The organism is Streptomyces sp. NPDC001393, from assembly GCF_053597455.1.
Window position 1 is genome coordinate 1 of sequence record NZ_JBSFIH010000028.1, and the last position, 17,399, is coordinate 17,399.

A 17,399-nucleotide genomic window follows, 5' to 3' on the forward strand; every position below is an offset into this window, starting at 1 on the left:
ACTCGCTCCAGCCGCGGGAGTTGGAGGCGGTGGTGAGCGCGGTGCCGCCGACGGCCGTCACGTACTGCGAGGTCGCCGGGTACTCGGCGCCGTAGCCGGAGTCGCCCGCGGAGACCGTGATCGCGACACCCGGGTGCTTGAAGTACGAGGTGTCGTCGCTGGTCTGCGAGGAGGACTCGGAGCCGCCCCAGCTGTTGGAGACGAACTTGGCGCCGAGCGTGACGGCCTCGTTCTCGGCGGCGCCGAGGTCGGCCATGCTCGCGGAGTTGGCCTCGACCAGGATGATGCTGCAGTTCGGGCAGACCGCGCTGACCATGTCGATGTCGAGCATCTCCTCGCCGGCCCAGCCGCTGTCATTGGTCGGCAGCGAGGTGGTGGAGCCGGTCTGGCTGACCTGCTTGAAGCAGCCGTTGGCCTTGGTGCAGGACGAGAGGCCGTAGGTGGAGCGGTAGGTGGCCAGGTCCGACTCGGCGTTCGGGTCGTTGTAGGCGTCCACGATGCCGACCGTCATGCCCGAACCGGCCGCGGTGGGCAGGTTGTAGGCGCTGTGCAGGTTGGCCGGGGAGAGGCCGGAGGGCGCGGCCGCGGCGAGCGCCGAGGCGAGCCGCTGCTTGATGTCGGTACGGCGCTGGGCGAAGCAGGACGCATGACCCGGCTCGGCGGTGGCGCACAGGTGCTGGGTCGGCACCTTCTGCCCGGCCTTGCCGGTGGAGTGGTAGGTCTGCCGCTCGGGGGCGGTCAGCGCCTTGTTGTTCTGCGCGACCTTGGAGGTCTGGGGATGGGTCGCGGAAGGCTGGGCGCCCGCCGTGGGCGCCGCGGTGAATCCGGCGACGGTCAGGGCGAGGGCGGGGAAGGCGACGGCGACGAGTCTTCGCAGACTCCGTCTCCGCCCGCTCGGGCGTGACTCACGCATGGGGTACTGCCTCCGGTTGACGTGGGGTATCGCACTGGATGGGCAGCCCGTGATTGCGCGTAGCGGCGGTGGATCCGCGCAGTCATGAGCATGACGCTCACAGCGTCCTGTGACGTCGCGTGAGCGTGACATGACAGGGTGCGCCAGGACCGTAGCCCCGAAGGCGGACCGCCGGGCAGTACCGGGTTGAATTCTTTACTCCTCCATAGGATGGGCTTAGCCCCTTCTTAGCAGGAGGGTTACGCACGGCAGCCTGGTCGTCGGTGCTGGATGCCGCGACGGCCAGGCGGGTTCCGGCGCCGTCGGACCCGTACGCAATGAGCGCTGACGCGTGCCGGCTAGCGGGAACCGTAGGGCAGCAGCGCCATCTCGCGCGCGTTCTTGATGGCCTGTGCTATCTGCCGCTGCTGCTGACGCGTCACGTGAGTCACCCGACGGCTGCGGATCTTTCCGCGGTCGGAGATGAACTTCCGCAGCAGATCGGTGTCCTTGTAGTCGATGTATGTGATGCCGGCGGCGTCCAGCGGGTTGGCGCGCTGTCGCTTGGCTGTCTGCCGCCGGGCGCTCTTGCTTCGGGGCACGGTCGGATCTCCTCTCTCCAGGGGATGCGGTCGGATCTCCAGGGAATGCGGTCGGACATGTGGGCCATCGGGCACAAAGGCTCAGCCCACCGGGTCGAGCAAGTCGTCGAAGGCGTGCGGCAGTTCCTTCCAGCCGTCCCTGCCCGCCGCGTACTCGTCGTCAGTGAGCAGGCACGAGTCGAGCAGGGCGGACAGACCGTCGCGGTCGAGGCCGGGCGAGGTGAAGGTGAGGTGCTGGCAGCGGTCACCGTGCTCGGGGTGCCAGTCCAGGGAGGCTGCGACGCGCCGTTCGGCCGGAACCATCTCCCAGGCGGCCTCCGGCAGGGCAGCCAGCCAGGGTCCGACCGACTCCACGCACAGCGCCCCGCCCGCGGCGTCCCACGACAGCAGCGTGTCGGGACGGTCGGCCAGCCAGAAACGCCCACGGCTGCGGGCGGCGGCACAGGCCAGGTCCTCCAGCGCGGCGTACAGGCGCTGCGGATGGAAGGGCCGCTCGCGCCGCCAGACGAGGGTGCTCACGCCGTGCTCGTCGCACTCCTGCGGCAGCAGCGCGCACGCGGGATGCAGGCGGGCGCCGGCCGCTGCCACGTCGAATCCCGCCAGCAGAGCGGCACCCAGGGCGCCGTCACGCTCCGCAGGCACCCAGCGTGCGCCGGGTGTGAGCTGAGCGAGCAACGCGCGGTCGCCGTCGTCGGCGCACTCTCCGTCCTCCCCACCGGAGCCGTCCTCGACCAGGGCGATCACCGTGGGGTACTCCAGCTGACGCGCGAAGGTGTCGGCCACGGTGCGCCGGTCGGTCGGGGCGGCGGCGAGGCCGGCATCGGCCAGGTCGTCGCCGTTGGAGAGGTACGGCAGGACGAGGGCCGGGTCGACCGCGGTGGCGACCCCGGTCAACACCAGCGGTGCGCCCGCGGCGGCGATGACCCCGGCCATGGCCTGGGGTTCGACGGAGTCCCACAGTTCGACCACGGCCAGCCGATGGCCGCCCTCCCGCGCGAGCCGCAGCAGTTCGGGGACGAGGTCCTCGCGCAGCGCGCAGCACGCGCAGTCGTTCACCAAGGGTGCGCCGCCGCTGCCCAGCAGGCCGTCGGCGTTCCGTACGGTGCGGTGCACGGCGCGGTCGACGGCGGACGTCAGGTCGTGGTGGAGCGCGACCGAGCCGGGCACCGTACGCAGGATCTTCTCTACGGCGGCCCGGCGGGCGTCGGCGTGCAACCCTGCGACGATCGCGACCGGCAGCCGCGCCTCGTCCCCGGTCACTGCTTGCTCCGTCCGCGTCCGTAGCGCCGCTCGAAGCGCTCGACGCGCCCGGCGGTGTCCAGGACCCGCTGGGTGCCGGTGTAGAAGGGGTGGCTCGCCGAGGAGATCTCGACGTCGATGACCGGGTAGGTGTTGCCGTCCGCCCACTCGACGGTCTTGTCGCTCGTGGCCGTCGACCGGGTCAGGAAGGCGAAGTCGGCGGCCCGGTCACGGAAGACGACCGGACGGTACTCGGGGTGGATTCCGGGCTTCACGGTGCTCAGCGCTCCTCACGGAAGTCGACGTGACGGCCGGCCACCGGGTCGTACTTGCGCAGGGTGAGCCGGTCGGGGTTGTTACGGCGGTTCTTGCGGGTCACGTAGGTGTAGCCGGTGCCGGCGGTGGACCTCAGCTTGATGATCGGGCGCAGTTCGTTACGGGCCATGGGCGGCAGCATACACGAGATTGGTTTTCATTTTCATTTAGCGCTACTGTGCTGCCACCAGACGAGGAGGAAACATGTCCGCTCACTGCCAACTCACCGGCCGACAGCCCGGTTTCGGCCATCGGATCTCGCACTCGCACCGGCGCAGCAAGCGCCGCTTCGATCCGAACGTCCAGAGCAAGCGCTACTGGCTGCCGAGCGAAGGCCGCCATGTCCGGCTCACCCTCTCCGCCAAGGGCATCAAGACGGTCGACACGATCGGCATCGAGGCCGCGGTGGCGCGCATCCGCAGCCGGGGAGGGAAGGTCTGATGGCGAAGAAGAGCAAGATCGCGAAGAACGAGCAGCGGCGGCTCATCGTGGCCCGCTACGCCGCGCGCCGCGCCGCGTTGAAGGCGATCATCGCGTTCCCCGGAAGCTCCGACGAGGAACGTGCCGCCGCCCAGCGCGAGCTGCGCCGGCAGCCTCGCGACGCCAGCGCCACTCGGCTGCGCAACCGCGACTCCGTGGACGGCCGTCCCCGCGGACACCTGCGCGCATTCGGCCTGTCGCGCATCCGCGTACGCGAGATGGCACACGCGGGTGAGCTTCCCGGGGTGACCAAGAGCAGTTGGTGATCCGCGCCTGATCCCCACACCGCACTCACCTGTCCAGGCAGCCGCGTCCTCGGTCCCGGTTACCACCGGGCGGGCAGTGCCGCGCTGCCTCGCGGAGATACGGGCCGCGAGGCAGCGCGGCGCGCGAGCGGTGGATCAGCCGTGGACGACGAACGTCCTGGCCTTACCGGAGCGACTCGAGCAGGACCGCTTCTCCTCTGTGGTCATCTTCCTGGACTTGACGACCACCGCGTTGCTCTGGCCGTCCGTGCCGTTCGGGGCGGGCCCCGTGATGACGTCGGGGACGAACCAGAAGTAGTGACCCCACTTCCGGTCGTCGTAATGGGTCTGCCAGGTGCCGGAGACGGTCTGCATCACCTGCGCACGGGAGATCCAGCCGACCTCACCGGGTTGGACCGTCATGTTGACGGAGCTGGTCTCCGAGTGCGAGCTCGACCAGGTGTGGCTGTAGGTCGCCGTCACGCTGAGGTCGATGAGGTCCGCTATCTTGCCGCCGACGGTCACGGACACGCCCGCCGAGTCCGTGGAACCGACCGTGTCGGACCAGGTCATCGACTGGGTGGCAGGCGAGGTGCTGCAGTTGTAGAGCGCGTCGGAGACCCGGTGGAAGCCTCCGAGGTACGCCTGGCCCAGCTTCGGGTCGTTGAAGGTGCACTTCCCTTCGCCCGAGCCGCAGTCGGACATGATCTGTGCCCGGGTCGGCTGGTCATCGGCCGAGGCCGGACCGGCTGTCGCCGCGACCGCGCCCAGGGCAGCGACCGTGAGCGCCAGCATCCGTCCGCCGTGGCGCATCCTGCGGTTGTTCGCCATACATGTGCCTTTCGCTGTGCATGAGGGGGGTCGGCGACCGCAGGAAGAGCGACCGGAAAGTCACCGCGATCACCGCCAGTTGCGCTGTCGAAGGCGCAACAACTGCCTTATGTACACCACAAGTTGCAGAAATCCCAGCCACCCCTTCAGCCCGACGTCCAGCCCTGCTGGTCGGCGCAGCTGACCGCCGCACAACCCCTGCACATTGGCGTGGCGTGACCGAGGCATGTGCCGGGAAGGTCTCCTGTTGAGCGTGAACCCTTGAGGAGGAGGGGTATGTCCACAGGGTTTACAAGGGTCTTATGCACTGCCCTGGTGAGTGCGGTCGCCGGAGGGGTATGTGCCGGGTGCGGGCACCAGGGCCCTCCGGCCCCGGAGGCTCCCAGCGCCGGCGTTGTCTCCTCGGCTTCCGATGGTTCCCGGAAACCGGCGCCGTCCCACGGGAGCTCGGTCGGTGGCGGCGCTGCGGCGGCGGGAGGTACGGCATCGTCGGGAGGCGGCACCTCGAGGTACGGTGGTGATCCGATTCCCCCCATCGCTCCGCCGCCCTCTGCCACGGTAGGCCCCCTGCCCCCGCCGGGCATCGAGCCGGGCGGCGGGAGCGGCACTACCGGGGGCAGCACAAGCGGCGGATCCTCGGGCGGCGGCACAGGCAAGGACACCTGCCCGCCGAGCGAGTCGGCAGAGGGCGAGTCGGCGGAAGCATCCCAGGCGGGCGGCGGAACGTCGGCCGGCGCGACGAGTTCGACCGGTGACACGCCCCCGGCTACCGGCCCAACGCCGAAACCCTCGTCGTCCAGGTCCGGTTCCCCCTGCCCGACGGACAGCCTCGCGGGCACCGGATGACCGACTCCGACCCGCCGGCCTCCTCGGCCCGCGTCGCGTCCCTGCCCACGGTGCTCAGCGCCGCTGTGGCACAGGCCTCCCTCATCGCGGCGCTCATGTTCTACTTGGGCGCCGTCTATCTCGCCAATTACTACTCCTACTTCCACCTGGACGTCTTCAGCCTCGGCATCGGGTACGCCGAACTCGCCATCCAGAGCCTCCATGTCCTCAACAGACCGCTGGTCATCGGGCTCGCCGTGACGCTGCTGGTGCTCCGGAATCCGACCGACTACGCCATCACCCGCCGGATCCCCAAGGCCGACCAGCTCGCGGCGGCCTGGGCGCGCTTGGCCGCGCTTCTGGTGCAGGGGCACCTGGTGGTCGTGGCGCTGGGTGTCTTGTTGTTCGCCTACATGTCACGGCTCGTCCCCTACGGATGGCTGGCCCTGGTGCTTCTCGCCGGCGGCATCCACCTTGCTCGCCTCGACGCCCGGCGCACCGGGTTCGCCGGCATCGGCCCCCGCCGCGCCAACGCCCGCACCCTAGCTGTCGCTGTGCTGCTGCTCTGGGCGGGGACGCTGGCGGCGGCCCAGATGGGCGCCGACGACGCGAAGGACGTCGGCCATCACGTCGTACGGCTCACCGGGGTGACCGTCTTCACCACCGAGCGGTACAGCATTGCCGGACCGGGAGTCGCCGTGCAGGATCTCGGCCCGACAGTGCATTTCCGCTACCGCTACACGGGGTTGCGGCGCCTCATCGACCGATCAGGGCGCTATTACCTGATCCCTGTGGGTTGGACGCGTGAGACGGCCGCGACCTACATCCTGCAGGACAGCGACAGCCTGCGCGTCGAGCTCACCCTCGGGGCACGCCCCCAGGGCTGAACCAGAACGCAGTCCTGCTCGCCCGCCTGGTGGAGGTGCAAGGGGCCGCTGTTCGCCAGTCCTCCCACCGATCCGGTTCCACGTGACTACACCCGCACATACACTGGCCCCCCGTCAGATGCCGATTGACCTGCGAGAACGCGGCGGTTGAGCCGATCCGCCAGAGTGAGGCGCGACCCCTTGTTCTACTACCTGCTCAAATACGTCTTGCTGGGTCCCCTGCTGAGACTGGTCTTCCGGCCCCGGATCGAGGGCCTGGAGAACGTGCCGGACTCCGGCCCCGCGATCGTCGCCGGGAACCATCTGTCCTTCTCCGACCACTTTCTGATGCCGGCGATGCTCAGGCGCCGGATCACCTTCCTCGCCAAGGCGGAGTACTTCACCGGCCCGGGGCTCAAGGGCCGGCTCACCGCGTTCTTCTTCCGCAGCGCCGGGCAGATCCCGGTGGACCGCTCGGGCAAGGACGCGGGGCAGGCGGCGATCCGCGAGGGCCTCAAGGTGCTGGGCAGGGGCGAGCTGCTCGGGATCTATCCGGAGGGCACCCGGTCGCACGACGGCAAGCTCTACAAGGGCAAGGTCGGCGTCGCGGTGATGGCGCTGAGGGCCGGCGTGCCGGTCGTGCCGTGCGCGATGATCGGCACGTTCGAGGCCCAGCCGCCCGGGAAGGTCATCCCGCACGTCCACCCGGTCACCATCCGCTTCGGCAAGCCGCTCGACTTCTCCCGCTACGCCGGCATGGAGCAGGAGAAGGCGATCCTGCGGGCCGTCACCGACGAGATCATGTACGCCATCCTGGCGCTGTCCGAGCAGGAGTACGTCGACGAGTACGCGGCCGTCGTCAAGGAGCGGCAGGCCGCGGAGCAGGGCACCAAGGAGCGCCGGTTCCCCCGGGCTCCGCTCAGCTGAACGCCTCTGCCGACGGCAGAAGGCCCGTCGCCCGGGCGGCCCACGTGCCCAGGCTCGCCGTATGAAAAGGGCTGTGGTGATCGGGGCGAGCGGGCAGATCGGCCGTCCGACGGTGGACGCTCTGGTGCGGGACGGCTGGGAGGTGACAGCCGCCTCGCGCGGCGGCGGCCGGGACCAGGGATGGGACGACGGGGTACGGACGGTCCGGCTGGACCGCTCCGACGACACGGCACTGGCCGCGGTGGTCGGCGACGGCTGCGACCTGGTGGTCGACGTGGTCGCCTACGACGCCGCGCACGCACGGCAGTTGACGTCCCTGGCGGGCCGTGTCGGTTCGGCGGTCGTCATCCCCAGTGTGTCCGTGTACGACGACGGCACGGGCCGGAACTTCGACACGCCGCACGAGCCGGACGGCTTTCCGGCCTACCCGGTGCCGGTCCCCGAGAACCAGCCGACGGTACCTCCGGGCGAGGCGTCGTACAGCACCCGCAAGGCCGCGCTGGAGCGCGAACTCCTCGCGGGTTCCGAGGCGTTGCCGGTGACCGTGCTGCGGCCGGGCGCAGTGCACGGGCCGTACAGTCCGCTGCCCCGTGAGCTCTGCTTCGTGAAGCGGAATCTCGACGGCCGGCGCAGACGGGTGCTGTCGTACGGGGGCCAGAGCCGGTTCCATCCGTCGAGCGCCAGGAACATCGCCGAACTGGTCCGGCCGGCGGCGGCCCGGCCCGGTACCCGGGTGCTGAACGCCTGTGACGGCGAGGCGCCGACGGTCGTCGAGATCGGCGCGGCGGTCGACGCGGTGATGGGCGTGGAGACGCGGACGACGTGTCTCGACGGCCCGCCGGAGGGCTCCGTCGGCCTGACGCCGTGGTCGGTTCCGCTGCCGGTCGTCTGCGACATGTCCGCCGCCGAGCGGGAGTTGGGTTACCGGCCGGTGGTGTCGTACGCCGACAGCCTGCCGGAGACGGTCGCCTGGCTGGCGGACGCGCTCGCCGGGCGGGACTGGCGGGAGTCCTTCCCGCTCCTCGCGAAGGCGTATCCGGACCTGTTCGACTACGCGGCCGAGGACGCCCGGCTCACGGCATGAGCGGCACGAGCGGCATGAATGGCATGAGCGGCATGAGCGGCATGAGCGGCATGAGCGGCATGAGCGGCATGAGCGAGGGGCGGCCGGAGAGTCCGGCCGCCCCTGTTCACCGTACGATCCCGGTCAGGGCTTGGGCGTGGCGTGCGGGCCGCAGGTCACATCCGCGCCGTCCAGCTTGCCGTCGATCAGGTAGGCGTCGACACGCTGGTTGATGCAGGGGTTGACCAGGCCGGTCACACCATGGGAGCCCGCGTCCTTCTCGGTGATCAGGCGGGAGCCCTGGAAGCGCTGGTGCAGGGTGACGGCGCCCTGGTACGGGGTGGCGGCGTCCCGGGTGGACTGCACGATCAGCACCGGCGGCAGGCCCTGGTGGGTCGTGACGTGGACCGGCGTCTGCTGCTTGACCGGCCAGGTGGCGCACGGCAGGTTCATCCAGGCGTTGGCCCAGGTCATGAACGGGTACTGGGCGTTGAGCCGGGTGTTGTCCCGGTCCCACTTCTTCCAGCTGGTGGGCCACTTGGCGTCGGTGCACTCGACGGCCGTGTAGACGGCGTTGCCGTTCTCCGCGGAGATGTTCCCGGCCGTGTTCGACAGGTCGGGGCCGGCGGCGTCGACCAGCGCCTTGGTGTCACCGGCGACGTACTTGCTGAACACCGTGGCGACCGGCACCCACGAGGAGTCGTAGTACGGCGCGTTCTGGAAGTAGGAGATCAGCTCGGCCGGGCCGACGACCCCGCCGATGGGGTTCTTCTTGGCGGTGGCGCGCAGCTGGAGCCACTTGTCCTGGACGGCGGCGCGGGTGGTGCCGAGGTGGAAGGCGGCGTCGTTCGCGGCGACCCAGTCCTCCCAGTCCTTCCAGCGGCCCTCGAAGGCGATGTCCTGGTTCAGGTTGGCCTGGTACCAGATGTTCTCGCGGGCGGGGTTGACCACGCTGTCCACGATCATGCGGCGCAGGTGGCCCGGGAAGAGGGTGCCGTAGACGGCGCCGAGGTAGGTGCCGTAGGAGACGCCGAGGTAGTTGAGCTTCTTCTCGCCGAGCGCGGCGCGGATGACGTCCAGGTCGCGGGCGGTGTTCGGCGTGGTCATCTGCTGGAGCATCGCGCGGCCGGTGCGGTCCAGGCAGCCGTCCGCGTAATTGCGGGCCAGCTTGCGCTGGGCGGTCTTGTCCGCCTCGGTGTCCGGCACCGGGTCCATCTTCGGCGCCTTCACGAACTCCTGCGGGTCCTCGCAGGAGATGGGCGCGGAGTGGCCGACGCCGCGCGGGTCGAAGCCGACGAAGTCGTAGGCCTTGGCGACGTTCGCCCAGATGGCGTTCTTGGTGGTGACCCGGCGCGGGAAGCGCAGGCCGGAGCCACCGGGACCGCCCGGGTTGTAGACGAGGGCGCCCTGGCGCTCCGCCTGGGTGCCGGTGTTGCCGATGCGGTCCACGGCGAGCTTGATCTGCTTGCCGTACGGGTGGGCGTAGTCCAGCGGCACGCTGACCCAGCCGCACTGGATGGGCTTCTCCAGCCCCCAGTCCGCCGGGCAGTCCTGCCAGTCGATACCGGCCTTGGCGGCGCGGGCGGCGGCTATCTCGGCGCCCTTGGCCTCCCGGTCCGGGCCGGGCCGGCCGGCGGCACTGGCCGCGGGCGCCGAGACGGCACCGGCGATCAGGGTGGCGGTGACGAGCGCTCCGGCCGAACCGAGCGCCAGCAGGCGGCTCTTCGGTCTGTTGTCCCTCAAGTGGGCCCCTCCCCCAGCTGTTTGCATCGCTGCATGTGGTCAGGCGGGATCCTCTCGGCTGTGAGGTGTCTGAGAACAGGGGTCGCCTGCCATCTTTACCAATCCGATAACCGGATGATCATGTTCGATCACCAGGGGGTACCGCCCCGCGCCCCCTCTGGGGCGTGCTTCAGCCGAGTCTGGTCAGCGCCTCGTCCAGCACCCGTCGCAGGCGCAGTGCGTCCGGTGCCACGACGCTGACCAGTGCTGCCGGACCGGCCAGAGGTACCAGGACCGCGCAGTCGTCCAGCATCCGGGGCTCGACCGGGTGCTCCGCGAACTCGGGCCGTACGACGACGAGTTGGCCCACCACACGGTGTCCCGCCAGCACGGCGGGGCCGTCCCAGCCGCCCGGCGCCCCGGGCCCGCAGGCCAGCTCCTGGTCCAGCACCGTGCGGCCCGCGACCCGCACGGTCAGCCGGCTGGTGAGCCGCCCGGGTTCCTCTCCCGCCCGTCCCAGCACCTGTTCCTCGCGGAGCACGAGCCGGGCGCCGGAAGCGAGTTCGGCGCGGGTGGCGACGTGCAGGTCGCTGCCGCGAGCCGAGATCAACTGCTCGGGCAGCCAGTGCAGTTCGGCACCGTCGGCCACGTCGAGCCGTACGTCGTAGCGGGCCTCGCCCTTGGCCTGTCCGGGCAGGGCGAGGGTGGCGGCGGCGGAGCCGACGTGCAGCCGGGCACCCTCGGTCACGCTCGCCGTGAGCGAGAAGCGGTCGCCGCCGAGCGGGCCGCTCATCGCGCCGACGACCATGACCCTCGCCTCGCAGCCGCCGGACCGGGTGCGCCGCAGCGCCAGCGGGCCGTCGCTGTCCAGGACGGGCAGCGCCGTGCCGCCACGGCCGTCGGCGCGGGCCACGATCCGCGCGTCCGCCCGGACCCCGGTGGCCGTCACGCCGTCCACGCGGCGAGCCGCTCGCGCACCCAGGCGGCCACGTCGGCGACACCCCGCTCGCCGCGCAACGACTGGAAGACGACGGGGAGTTCGGACCGCTGAGCCTTGGCGTCGGCGGCCATCCGGGCGAGGTCGGCGCCGACGTACGGGGCGAGGTCGGTCTTGTTGACGACGAGCAGGTCGGCGGTGGTGACGCCGGGGCCGCCCTTGCGCGGGATGTCGTCGCCGCCGGCCACGTCGATCACGAAGATCTGCGCGTCCACGAGCCCCTTGGAGAAGGTCGCGGTGAGGTTGTCGCCGCCGGACTCGACGAGGATCAGGTCCAGCGGTCCGACCGCGTCCTCCAGGTCCTCCACCGCTTCGAGGTTGGCGGAGATGTCGTCGCGGATCGCGGTGTGCGGGCAGGCACCCGTCTCCACGGCGGTGATCCGCTCGGGCGGCAGCACGGCCTCCCGGAGCAGGAACGCGGCGTCCTCACGGGTGTAGATGTCGTTCGTGACGACGGCGAGGGACAGCTCGTCGCGCAGGGCCCGGCAGAGCGCGGCGACGGTCGCGGTCTTCCCGGATCCGACGGGCCCGCCGAGGCCGATGCGCAGGGCACGGCGGGAGCCGTCGGGCCGGTGGGCGTCCGCGCTGACGGCGGCGGGGCCGGGGTGGGTGTGGTCGAGGTGCATGTACGGCTCCTTGTGTGGCCTGGTGCTCTCAGCCTGGCGGGTCGAAGGGGCGGAGCCCCTGGGGAGGGGACGGGCAGGGGCGGCGGGGGCGACCTCTACGACGCGAACAGCCGCACCGGCCAGCCCGCATGCCACTGCGCGCCGACCTCCAGCAAGGGTCCCGACGCGGCCGGCAGCGCATCGACCCCCTCGTCGTGCACCCTTCGCGCCGCCTCCACCGCCGTATCCGCGACGCGGTCCAGCTCGGGCGCCAGCCGGGCCAGTACCCCCGTCGCATCGAACGGGTCGAGGCTCAGCAGTCGTACGGTCGCCGTCGCCGGCCCGCTCACGCTCTCGTAGGCCGCGCAGTGCGCCGCGTCGTCAGGGCCCAGCCCGGCCGCCCGGGCCGCGAGCCCGAGCACCACCGGCTGATGGGCCCCCTTGGGGAACTGCCGTGCCAGCGCGTCGAGTTCAGCGTCCGGCCAGCTCGCCCGCGCCGCCCGCAGCAGCTGTCGGCCAAGGCGGCGCGCGGCAACCCGCAGGGCGGGAGAGGGCGTGCGGGCGTCCGCCGCCGCGTCCAGCTCCCCGGGGTCCGTGCCGAGTACGGCGGCGGCCGCCAGCGCGCCCGCGACCAGCCCGGCGGTGTGCAGCCGGCCCCGGCAGAAGTCCTCCAGGCTCGCGGCGGAGGTGATCCGGCCCGCCTTGACGGCGGCCTCCGCCCCGCCGGAGTGCGCGTGCCCTCCGGCGGGGAAGCGGCCGTCGGCCAGGACGAGAAGTGCTGCCCGTGACATCAGGATGCCATCAGAAGAGGAAGTAGCGCTGGGCCATGGGCAGTTCGGCGGCCGGGGTGGCCTCGACCAGTTCGCCGTCGATGTGCACGGCGAAGCTGTCGGGGTCGATCCGGACGTCGGGCCGGGCGTCGTTCTCGCGCATGTCGGCCTTGGTGACCGCACGCGTGGAAGCGATCGCCGCGAACCGCTTGCCGAGGCCCAGCCGCTCCGGCAGCCCGTCCTCGATCGCCAACGGGGCCACGAAGTTGACCGAGTTGGCGGCCGGGGCCCGGCCGATCGCGCCGTACATCGGGCGGGGCAGGATCGGCTGCGGGGTGGGGATGGAGGCGTTGGCGTCGCCCATCTGCGCGTAGGCGATCTGCCCGCCCTTGAGCACGAGCTGCGGCTTGACCCCGAAGAACGCCGGCTCCCACAGCACGAGGTCGGCGAGCTTGCCGCGCTCCACGGAGCCGATCTCGGCGGCGAGGCCCTGGGCGAGCGCGGGGTTGATCGTGTATTTGGCGACATAGCGACGCACGCGATGGTTGTCCGCACGTCCGTCACCGGGCAGCGCCCCGCGCCTGCGCTTCATCACATGGGCCGTCTGCCAGGTGCGCAGGATCACCTCGCCGACGCGGCCCATGGCCTGGGAGTCGGAGGAGATGATCGAGATGGCGCCGAGGTCGTGCAGGACGTCCTCCGCGCCGATGGTGGACGGCCGGATCCGGGACTCGGCGAACGCCAGGTCCTCCGGAACGGCGGGGTTGAGGTGGTGGCACACCATCAGCATGTCGAGGTGTTCCTCGGCGGTGTTGACGGTGTAGGGCCGGGTCGGGTTGGTGGAGCTGGGCAGCACGTTGGGCTGCGAGACCACGGTCATGATGTCCGGCGCGTGCCCGCCGCCGGCGCCCTCGGTGTGGTACGAGTGGATGCCCCGGCCCGCGATCGCGGCGAGGGTGTCGCCGACGAAACCGGCCTCGTTCAGGGTGTCCGTGTGAATGGCGACCTGGATGCCGGTGCGGTCGGCGACGGTCAGCGCGGCGTCGATGACGGCGGGGGTCGACCCCCAGTCCTCGTGCAGCTTCAGGCCGGCCGCGCCGCCCCGGATCTGGGAGAGCATCGCCTCGTGGGAGACGGTGTTGCCCTTGCCGAGGAAGCCGACGTTGACCGGGTACGCCTCCATCGCCTCGAACATCCGGGCGAGGTGCCAGGGGCCGGGCGTGACGGTGGTGGCCTTGGAGCCCTCGGCGGGGCCGGTGCCGCCGCCGACCAGGGTGGTGATGCCGGAGGCCAGCGCCTCGTCGGCGATCTGGGGGCAGATGAAGTGGACGTGCGCGTCGATGGCACCGGCGGTGAGGATCCGCCCGTTGCCCGCGATGATCTCGGTCTCGGGGCCGATGACCAGGTCGGGGTGGACGCCGTCCATGGTGTCCGGGTTGCCGGCCTTGCCGATCCCGGTGATCCGGCCGTCGCGGATGCCGATGTCGGCCTTGACGACGCCCCAGTGGTCGACGATCACCGCGCCGGTGATCACGGTGTCGGGGGTGCCCTCGGCCCGGGTGGCGCGGGCCTGGCCCATGGACTCGCGGATGACCTTGCCGCCGCCGAACACCGCCTCGTCGCCGGACGCGCCGGGCCCGCCGGAGCGGTCCTCCTCGATCTCGATCAGCAGGTCGGTGTCGGCGAGGCGGATGCGGTCACCGGCGGTCGGCCCGAACAGGTCGGCGTAGGCGCCGCGGGAGATCTCAGGCATCGAGGGCACCTCCGGTCTCCCCACGCAGCCCGGGCACGATCCGGGCGCCGGCGAGGGGTACGAGTTCGACGGAGACGGGAATGCCGGGCTCGAAGCGCACGGCGGTGCCGGCGGCGACGTTCAGCCGCTTGCCGCGGGCCGCGGCACGGTCGAACTCCAGGCCGGGGTTGGCCTCGGCGAAGTGGTAGTGGGAGCCGACCTGGACCGGCCGGTCGGCGGCGTTGAGGACGGTGAGGCGGGTGACCTCGCGGCCCTCGTTGACGAGGACGGGGTCGTCCGCGAACAGGATCTCTCCGGGAATCATCACGGCCCCCCTCAGATGATCGGCTCGTGGACGGTGACGAGCTTGGTGCCGTCCGGGAAGGTGGCCTCGACCTGGACGTCGTGGATCATCTCGGGGACCCCGGCCATGACGTCGTCCCGGCTGAGGAGCTTGCGACCGGAGGACATGAGTTCGGCGACCGTACGGCCGTCACGCGCACCCTCGAGGATGTGCGACGTGATGAGGGCGACCGCTTCCGGGTGGTTGAGCTTGAGCCCGCGGGCCCTGCGCTTCTCGGCCACGTCGGCCGCCACGTGGATCAGCAGCCTCTCTTGCTCGTGCGGGGTCAGTTGCACGTCCCACCTCACAGTCCTTGCTCCGGACCGTGCGGGGTCCGGTTGCCGCAGCCATCACGACGGGGATAGGTGTAACACACAGACAAATACCCGGATCGTCGTCAATCCGGGCAGAAAAACCCCTGATGGCGTGGATCGGCAGGCTAGAACGCCGGAGTTTCAGCGACGTTAACCAGACCTTGATCCACCGATGACCGGGCGATGGGAGCCCCGATACCCCGACACCCGCGCGGGGCGGGCACCCGCGCAGATCAGGACACGCCGGGACCACGGTGCTCGGCGGCCATGCCGGGACCGCGGTGCTCGGCGGCGATCCCGAACCGCTGCTGTTCGCGCGGGGCGGAACCGACCTCGCGGACACCCGAGACCGAGCTGATGACCTGCTCCTCGGCCGGCTCCCCGAGCGCGTCCAGCCGCTCCAGATCGGCGGCCGACACCAGCGCGACCAACGGCCTGCCGTGCCGCGTCACAACGACGCGCTCACCGCCGTACACCACGCGGTTGATCAGGTCGGCGAGCTCAGCCCTGGCTTGCGTCACCGGAATCTCGTAGGCCATACCGCCATCGTACGTCAGGTACGTCCTGTACATTTTTTACAGAAGCCGAGCCGACCGGAGGCGCGTGCAATGAGGAGGGGTATGCCCATGTCCCGAGCGTCCGCCCGTTATGTCCTGCCCGAATTCACCGAGCGCACCAGCGGCGGCGTCCGCACGCTCGACCCCTACGGCAAGCTGTTCGAGGACCGGATCGTCTTCCTCGGGACCGCGCTGGACGACGCGGCCGCGAACGACGTGATGGCGCAGTTGATGTACCTCGAACACGCGGCCCCGGAGCGGGACATCACGCTGTACGTCAACTCCCCCGGCGGCACGTTCAGCGCCCTGACGGCGGTCTACGACACGATGCGCTACGTCAGTTGCGACGTGGCGACCTACTGCCTGGGACAGGCCGTCTCCCATGCCGCGCTGCTGCTCGCGGCCGGCACGCCGGGCAAGCGGTTCACCCTGCCCGGCGCGCGCATGGTGATCGAACAGCCGCAACTCCCCGAACCCTTGCAGGGCCAGTTCAGCGACCTGCTCATCCAGGCCGAGGAGTTGGCCCGACTCCGCACCCTGGCGGAGGAGATGCTGGTACGGCACACCGGGCGCACACCCGAGCAGGTACACCGCGACCTGGAGCGGGACTTGGTCCTGGACGCCCCCGCGGCGCTGGCCTACGGCCTGGTGGACGCCGTTGTGCCCGGCCGGCGGAGCACCCCCGGCGCACCGGGCGCGAGGTGAGCCGCCGATGCTGCCGGACCTGCCGCCGCTGCCCGCACTGACCCGCGCCGAAGGCGACCTGATCGACCGTTACCTGGAGGCCGCCGACCTGCTGGGCCGCATCAACCCCGCGCACGGCGGGGACACCTACCGCGGGCTGCGCGCAGCCCAGGCCCTGGTGCGCAAGGCCGCAGAGCTGCGTGACGCCCTCGCGTCGATGCACCAGCGGGGCGAGGCGGAGCTGTACGGGGACACGCTGGCACGGGCGTTGCGGGTGCTGGACGGCGAACGCCGTACCGCGCGCGTCGCGCTCCCGACCGATGGCGGCGGCTGATCCGGACGCCGGACCGGGCCGAATCTGACGACTTGTCGACATAGCTCGCCCGGACGGGACTTGAAACGGCCCGAACGATGTACCGCCGACCGGTGTATATCCAGATCGTTTTTCGCGCCTCCCGACTTGCGCTCCACACCGGTCGGCAGTTCGCGGGAAAGCGCTTCGCCCCAGGTCCGGGGCTACGTCCCGAACCTGACGCTGTCTCGAACAGCACACTGTCCACCCGAACGGGCGAGTGGTGAGTAACGCCACAAATCCGCGGATGCGTTGGGATTTTCGGACCGGTGTGGGTGAAGATCCCGTCCGACGACAAGCCCCCGCCACCGCGGCGGGGCGGTCCGGGCGGACGCCGAGTCCTGCCGCCACCCGGACGACCGGTCGACAGGAGTGGATCGGCAGGAGTGGAGGACCCAGGCAAGACGGGTCGCCGGAACGAATGTCCGTCTGTTCGTCGCAGACGGCCTGAGGTTCCGAGCAGCCCTTGGGGTGAAGCCGCGGCAACGCGGCCGGGCAACTTCGCCAGCCCGAATCCGACAGGTCATCCTTCACAGGCGGCTGACGAAGGGTTGCGCATGACTGCGCTCAATCGTGTCCCGTCGCTCATGGCCCGGGCCGGTACGGCCTCGGCCCTCACCCTCGCCGCCGTCGGCGGCTCGATCGCGGTTCCCGGGCTCGCCACCGATGCCTCGGCCGCGACGCTCGCGACAAAAGCCCTGCAGGTTGCGGCCTCCGAGAAGGGGGCGCCGTACCGGTACGGCGCCACCGGGCCGCACAGTTTCGACTGCTCGGGGCTCACGCTCTACTCGTTCAAGAAGGCGGGCAAGACCCTGCCGCGTACCGCCGCCCAGCAGTACAACAAGACGCACCACATTTCCGCCGGCCAACGCAAGGCCGGTGACCTGGTGTTCTTCCACTCGGGTTCCTACGTCTACCACGTCGGCATCTACGCGGGGCACGGGAAGATCTGGCACGCGCCGAGGACCGGGGACGTGGTGCGGCTCCAGAAGCTCTGGACCAACAACGTCTGGTATGGCAGGGTCAGCTGACCCACCA

Annotated in this window: 21 protein-coding genes and 1 pseudogene; 8 read left to right on the plus strand and 14 right to left on the minus strand. The window is 70.9% G+C overall.

Annotation, left to right across the window (positions count from 1 at the left end):
• The 5 genes and pseudogenes from ACWC2T_RS26670 to rpmG form a co-directional block, all read right to left on the minus strand.
• A pseudogene (locus ACWC2T_RS26670) lies at positions 1 to 913 on the minus strand (hypothetical protein); the annotation flags it as partial.
• A gap of 338 nt (positions 914 to 1,251) precedes the next feature.
• Complete coding sequence (gene rpsR, locus ACWC2T_RS26675; protein WP_450672888.1) at positions 1,252 to 1,494, minus strand: 30S ribosomal protein S18; 243 nt, start codon at positions 1,492 to 1,494, stop codon at positions 1,252 to 1,254.
• 81 nt (positions 1,495 to 1,575) lie between these two features.
• Complete coding sequence (locus tag ACWC2T_RS26680; protein WP_450672889.1) at positions 1,576 to 2,754, minus strand: CobW family GTP-binding protein; 1,179 nt, start codon at positions 2,752 to 2,754, stop codon at positions 1,576 to 1,578.
• Positions 2,751 to 3,008, minus strand: a complete 258-nt coding sequence (locus ACWC2T_RS26685; RefSeq protein WP_450672890.1) for a type B 50S ribosomal protein L31 — start codon at positions 3,006 to 3,008, stop codon at positions 2,751 to 2,753. The genes ACWC2T_RS26680 and ACWC2T_RS26685 overlap by 4 nt, the downstream gene beginning before the upstream one ends.
• A gap of 5 nt (positions 3,009 to 3,013) precedes the next feature.
• The gene (gene rpmG / locus ACWC2T_RS26690; RefSeq protein WP_014150502.1) at positions 3,014 to 3,178 is read right to left on the minus strand and encodes a 50S ribosomal protein L33; all 165 of its coding nucleotides are present in this window, start codon (positions 3,176 to 3,178) and stop codon (positions 3,014 to 3,016) included.
• A 74-nt stretch (positions 3,179 to 3,252) separates the two neighbouring features.
• Between rpmG and rpmB the strand changes: the two genes are divergently transcribed.
• The gene (rpmB, locus tag ACWC2T_RS26695; protein ID WP_450672891.1) at positions 3,253 to 3,489 is read left to right on the plus strand and encodes a 50S ribosomal protein L28; all 237 of its coding nucleotides are present in this window, start codon (positions 3,253 to 3,255) and stop codon (positions 3,487 to 3,489) included.
• Positions 3,489 to 3,794, plus strand: coding sequence for a 30S ribosomal protein S14 (gene rpsN / locus ACWC2T_RS26700; protein WP_450672892.1), 306 nt, complete (start codon positions 3,489 to 3,491; stop codon positions 3,792 to 3,794). Before rpmB ends, rpsN begins: the two co-directional genes overlap by 1 nt.
• 135 nt (positions 3,795 to 3,929) lie before the next feature.
• On the opposite strand, the gene ACWC2T_RS26705 is transcribed toward rpsN, so the two are convergent.
• Positions 3,930 to 4,604, minus strand: a complete 675-nt coding sequence (locus tag ACWC2T_RS26705) for a hypothetical protein (protein WP_450672893.1) — start codon at positions 4,602 to 4,604, stop codon at positions 3,930 to 3,932.
• 842 nt (positions 4,605 to 5,446) lie between these two features.
• On the opposite strand from ACWC2T_RS26705, the gene ACWC2T_RS26710 reads away from it, so the two are divergent.
• From ACWC2T_RS26710 to ACWC2T_RS26720, 3 genes are all read left to right on the plus strand, one after another.
• The gene (locus ACWC2T_RS26710; RefSeq protein ID WP_450672894.1) at positions 5,447 to 6,316 is read left to right on the plus strand and encodes a hypothetical protein; all 870 of its coding nucleotides are present in this window, start codon (positions 5,447 to 5,449) and stop codon (positions 6,314 to 6,316) included.
• Between the two features lie 180 nt (positions 6,317 to 6,496).
• Complete coding sequence (locus ACWC2T_RS26715) at positions 6,497 to 7,222, plus strand: lysophospholipid acyltransferase family protein (RefSeq protein ID WP_450672895.1); 726 nt, start codon at positions 6,497 to 6,499, stop codon at positions 7,220 to 7,222.
• A 61-nt stretch (positions 7,223 to 7,283) separates the two neighbouring features.
• Entirely contained in the window at positions 7,284 to 8,306 is a 1,023-nt protein-coding gene (locus ACWC2T_RS26720) for an NAD-dependent epimerase/dehydratase family protein (protein ID WP_450672896.1), read from the plus strand.
• 123 nt (positions 8,307 to 8,429) lie between these two features.
• Here ACWC2T_RS26720 and ACWC2T_RS26725 read toward each other — a convergent pair whose 3' ends face one another.
• The 8 genes from ACWC2T_RS26725 to ACWC2T_RS26760 form a co-directional block, all read right to left on the minus strand.
• Complete coding sequence (locus ACWC2T_RS26725; protein WP_450672897.1) at positions 8,430 to 10,055, minus strand: alpha/beta hydrolase; 1,626 nt, start codon at positions 10,053 to 10,055, stop codon at positions 8,430 to 8,432.
• A 142-nt stretch (positions 10,056 to 10,197) separates the two neighbouring features.
• Positions 10,198 to 10,965, minus strand: coding sequence for an urease accessory protein UreD (locus ACWC2T_RS26730; protein WP_450672898.1), 768 nt, complete (start codon positions 10,963 to 10,965; stop codon positions 10,198 to 10,200).
• Positions 10,953 to 11,630, minus strand: a complete 678-nt coding sequence (ureG, locus tag ACWC2T_RS26735; protein ID WP_450672899.1) for an urease accessory protein UreG — start codon at positions 11,628 to 11,630, stop codon at positions 10,953 to 10,955. Before ureG ends, ACWC2T_RS26730 begins: the two co-directional genes overlap by 13 nt.
• Positions 11,631 to 11,725: 95 nt before the next feature.
• Positions 11,726 to 12,400 carry an urease accessory protein UreF gene (locus tag ACWC2T_RS26740; protein WP_450672900.1) on the minus strand — a complete coding sequence of 225 codons (675 nt, stop codon included), beginning with the start codon at positions 12,398 to 12,400 and terminating at the stop codon, positions 11,726 to 11,728.
• A gap of 10 nt (positions 12,401 to 12,410) precedes the next feature.
• Positions 12,411 to 14,132, minus strand: a complete 1,722-nt coding sequence (locus tag ACWC2T_RS26745) for an urease subunit alpha (RefSeq protein ID WP_450672901.1) — start codon at positions 14,130 to 14,132, stop codon at positions 12,411 to 12,413.
• Positions 14,125 to 14,436: an urease subunit beta gene (locus ACWC2T_RS26750; protein ID WP_450672902.1), complete on the minus strand. Its 312-nt coding sequence runs from the start codon at positions 14,434 to 14,436 to the stop codon at positions 14,125 to 14,127. The genes ACWC2T_RS26745 and ACWC2T_RS26750 overlap by 8 nt, the downstream gene beginning before the upstream one ends.
• 11 nt (positions 14,437 to 14,447) lie before the next feature.
• Entirely contained in the window at positions 14,448 to 14,750 is a 303-nt protein-coding gene (locus ACWC2T_RS26755) for an urease subunit gamma (RefSeq protein WP_450672903.1), read from the minus strand.
• Positions 14,751 to 15,001: 251 nt separating this feature from the next.
• Positions 15,002 to 15,307: a type II toxin-antitoxin system Phd/YefM family antitoxin gene (locus tag ACWC2T_RS26760; RefSeq protein ID WP_450672904.1), complete on the minus strand. Its 306-nt coding sequence runs from the start codon at positions 15,305 to 15,307 to the stop codon at positions 15,002 to 15,004.
• A gap of 87 nt (positions 15,308 to 15,394) precedes the next feature.
• On the opposite strand from ACWC2T_RS26760, the gene ACWC2T_RS26765 reads away from it, so the two are divergent.
• From ACWC2T_RS26765 to ACWC2T_RS26775, 3 genes are all read left to right on the plus strand, one after another.
• On the plus strand, positions 15,395 to 16,030 hold the full coding sequence (locus ACWC2T_RS26765; protein ID WP_450672905.1) for an ATP-dependent Clp protease proteolytic subunit: 636 nt from the start codon (positions 15,395 to 15,397) through the stop codon (positions 16,028 to 16,030).
• 7 nt (positions 16,031 to 16,037) lie between these two features.
• On the plus strand, positions 16,038 to 16,343 hold the full coding sequence (locus ACWC2T_RS26770) for a hypothetical protein (RefSeq protein ID WP_450672906.1): 306 nt from the start codon (positions 16,038 to 16,040) through the stop codon (positions 16,341 to 16,343).
• A 575-nt stretch (positions 16,344 to 16,918) separates the two neighbouring features.
• Entirely contained in the window at positions 16,919 to 17,392 is a 474-nt protein-coding gene (locus ACWC2T_RS26775; protein ID WP_450672907.1) for a C40 family peptidase, read from the plus strand.
• The last annotated feature ends 7 nt before the right edge of the window (positions 17,393 to 17,399 follow it).

What these genes read in the sequence shown, in the direction of transcription:
- rpmG (WP_014150502.1), bottom strand. Translation starts at nt 3,178, where the DNA reads ATGGCCCGTAACGAACTGCGCCCGATCATCAAGCTGAGGTCCACCGCC.
- rpmB (WP_450672891.1), top strand. Translation starts at nt 3,253, where the DNA reads ATGTCCGCTCACTGCCAACTCACCGGCCGACAGCCCGGTTTCGGCCAT.
- rpsN (WP_450672892.1), top strand. Translation starts at nt 3,489, where the DNA reads ATGGCGAAGAAGAGCAAGATCGCGAAGAACGAGCAGCGGCGGCTCATC.
- ACWC2T_RS26705 (WP_450672893.1), bottom strand. Translation starts at nt 4,604, where the DNA reads ATGGCGAACAACCGCAGGATGCGCCACGGCGGACGGATGCTGGCGCTC.
- ACWC2T_RS26710 (WP_450672894.1), top strand. Translation starts at nt 5,447, where the DNA reads ATGACCGACTCCGACCCGCCGGCCTCCTCGGCCCGCGTCGCGTCCCTG.
- ACWC2T_RS26720 (WP_450672896.1), top strand. Translation starts at nt 7,284, where the DNA reads ATGAAAAGGGCTGTGGTGATCGGGGCGAGCGGGCAGATCGGCCGTCCG.
- ACWC2T_RS26725 (WP_450672897.1), bottom strand. Translation starts at nt 10,055, where the DNA reads ATGCAAACAGCTGGGGGAGGGGCCCACTTGAGGGACAACAGACCGAAG.
- ureG (WP_450672899.1), bottom strand. Translation starts at nt 11,630, where the DNA reads ATGCACCTCGACCACACCCACCCCGGCCCCGCCGCCGTCAGCGCGGAC.
- ACWC2T_RS26740 (WP_450672900.1), bottom strand. Translation starts at nt 12,400, where the DNA reads ATGTCACGGGCAGCACTTCTCGTCCTGGCCGACGGCCGCTTCCCCGCC.
- ACWC2T_RS26745 (WP_450672901.1), bottom strand. Translation starts at nt 14,132, where the DNA reads ATGCCTGAGATCTCCCGCGGCGCCTACGCCGACCTGTTCGGGCCGACC.
- ACWC2T_RS26750 (WP_450672902.1), bottom strand. Translation starts at nt 14,436, where the DNA reads ATGATTCCCGGAGAGATCCTGTTCGCGGACGACCCCGTCCTCGTCAAC.
- ACWC2T_RS26760 (WP_450672904.1), bottom strand. Translation starts at nt 15,307, where the DNA reads ATGGCCTACGAGATTCCGGTGACGCAAGCCAGGGCTGAGCTCGCCGAC.
- ACWC2T_RS26765 (WP_450672905.1), top strand. Translation starts at nt 15,395, where the DNA reads ATGTCCCGAGCGTCCGCCCGTTATGTCCTGCCCGAATTCACCGAGCGC.
- ACWC2T_RS26770 (WP_450672906.1), top strand. Translation starts at nt 16,038, where the DNA reads ATGCTGCCGGACCTGCCGCCGCTGCCCGCACTGACCCGCGCCGAAGGC.
- ACWC2T_RS26775 (WP_450672907.1), top strand. Translation starts at nt 16,919, where the DNA reads ATGACTGCGCTCAATCGTGTCCCGTCGCTCATGGCCCGGGCCGGTACG.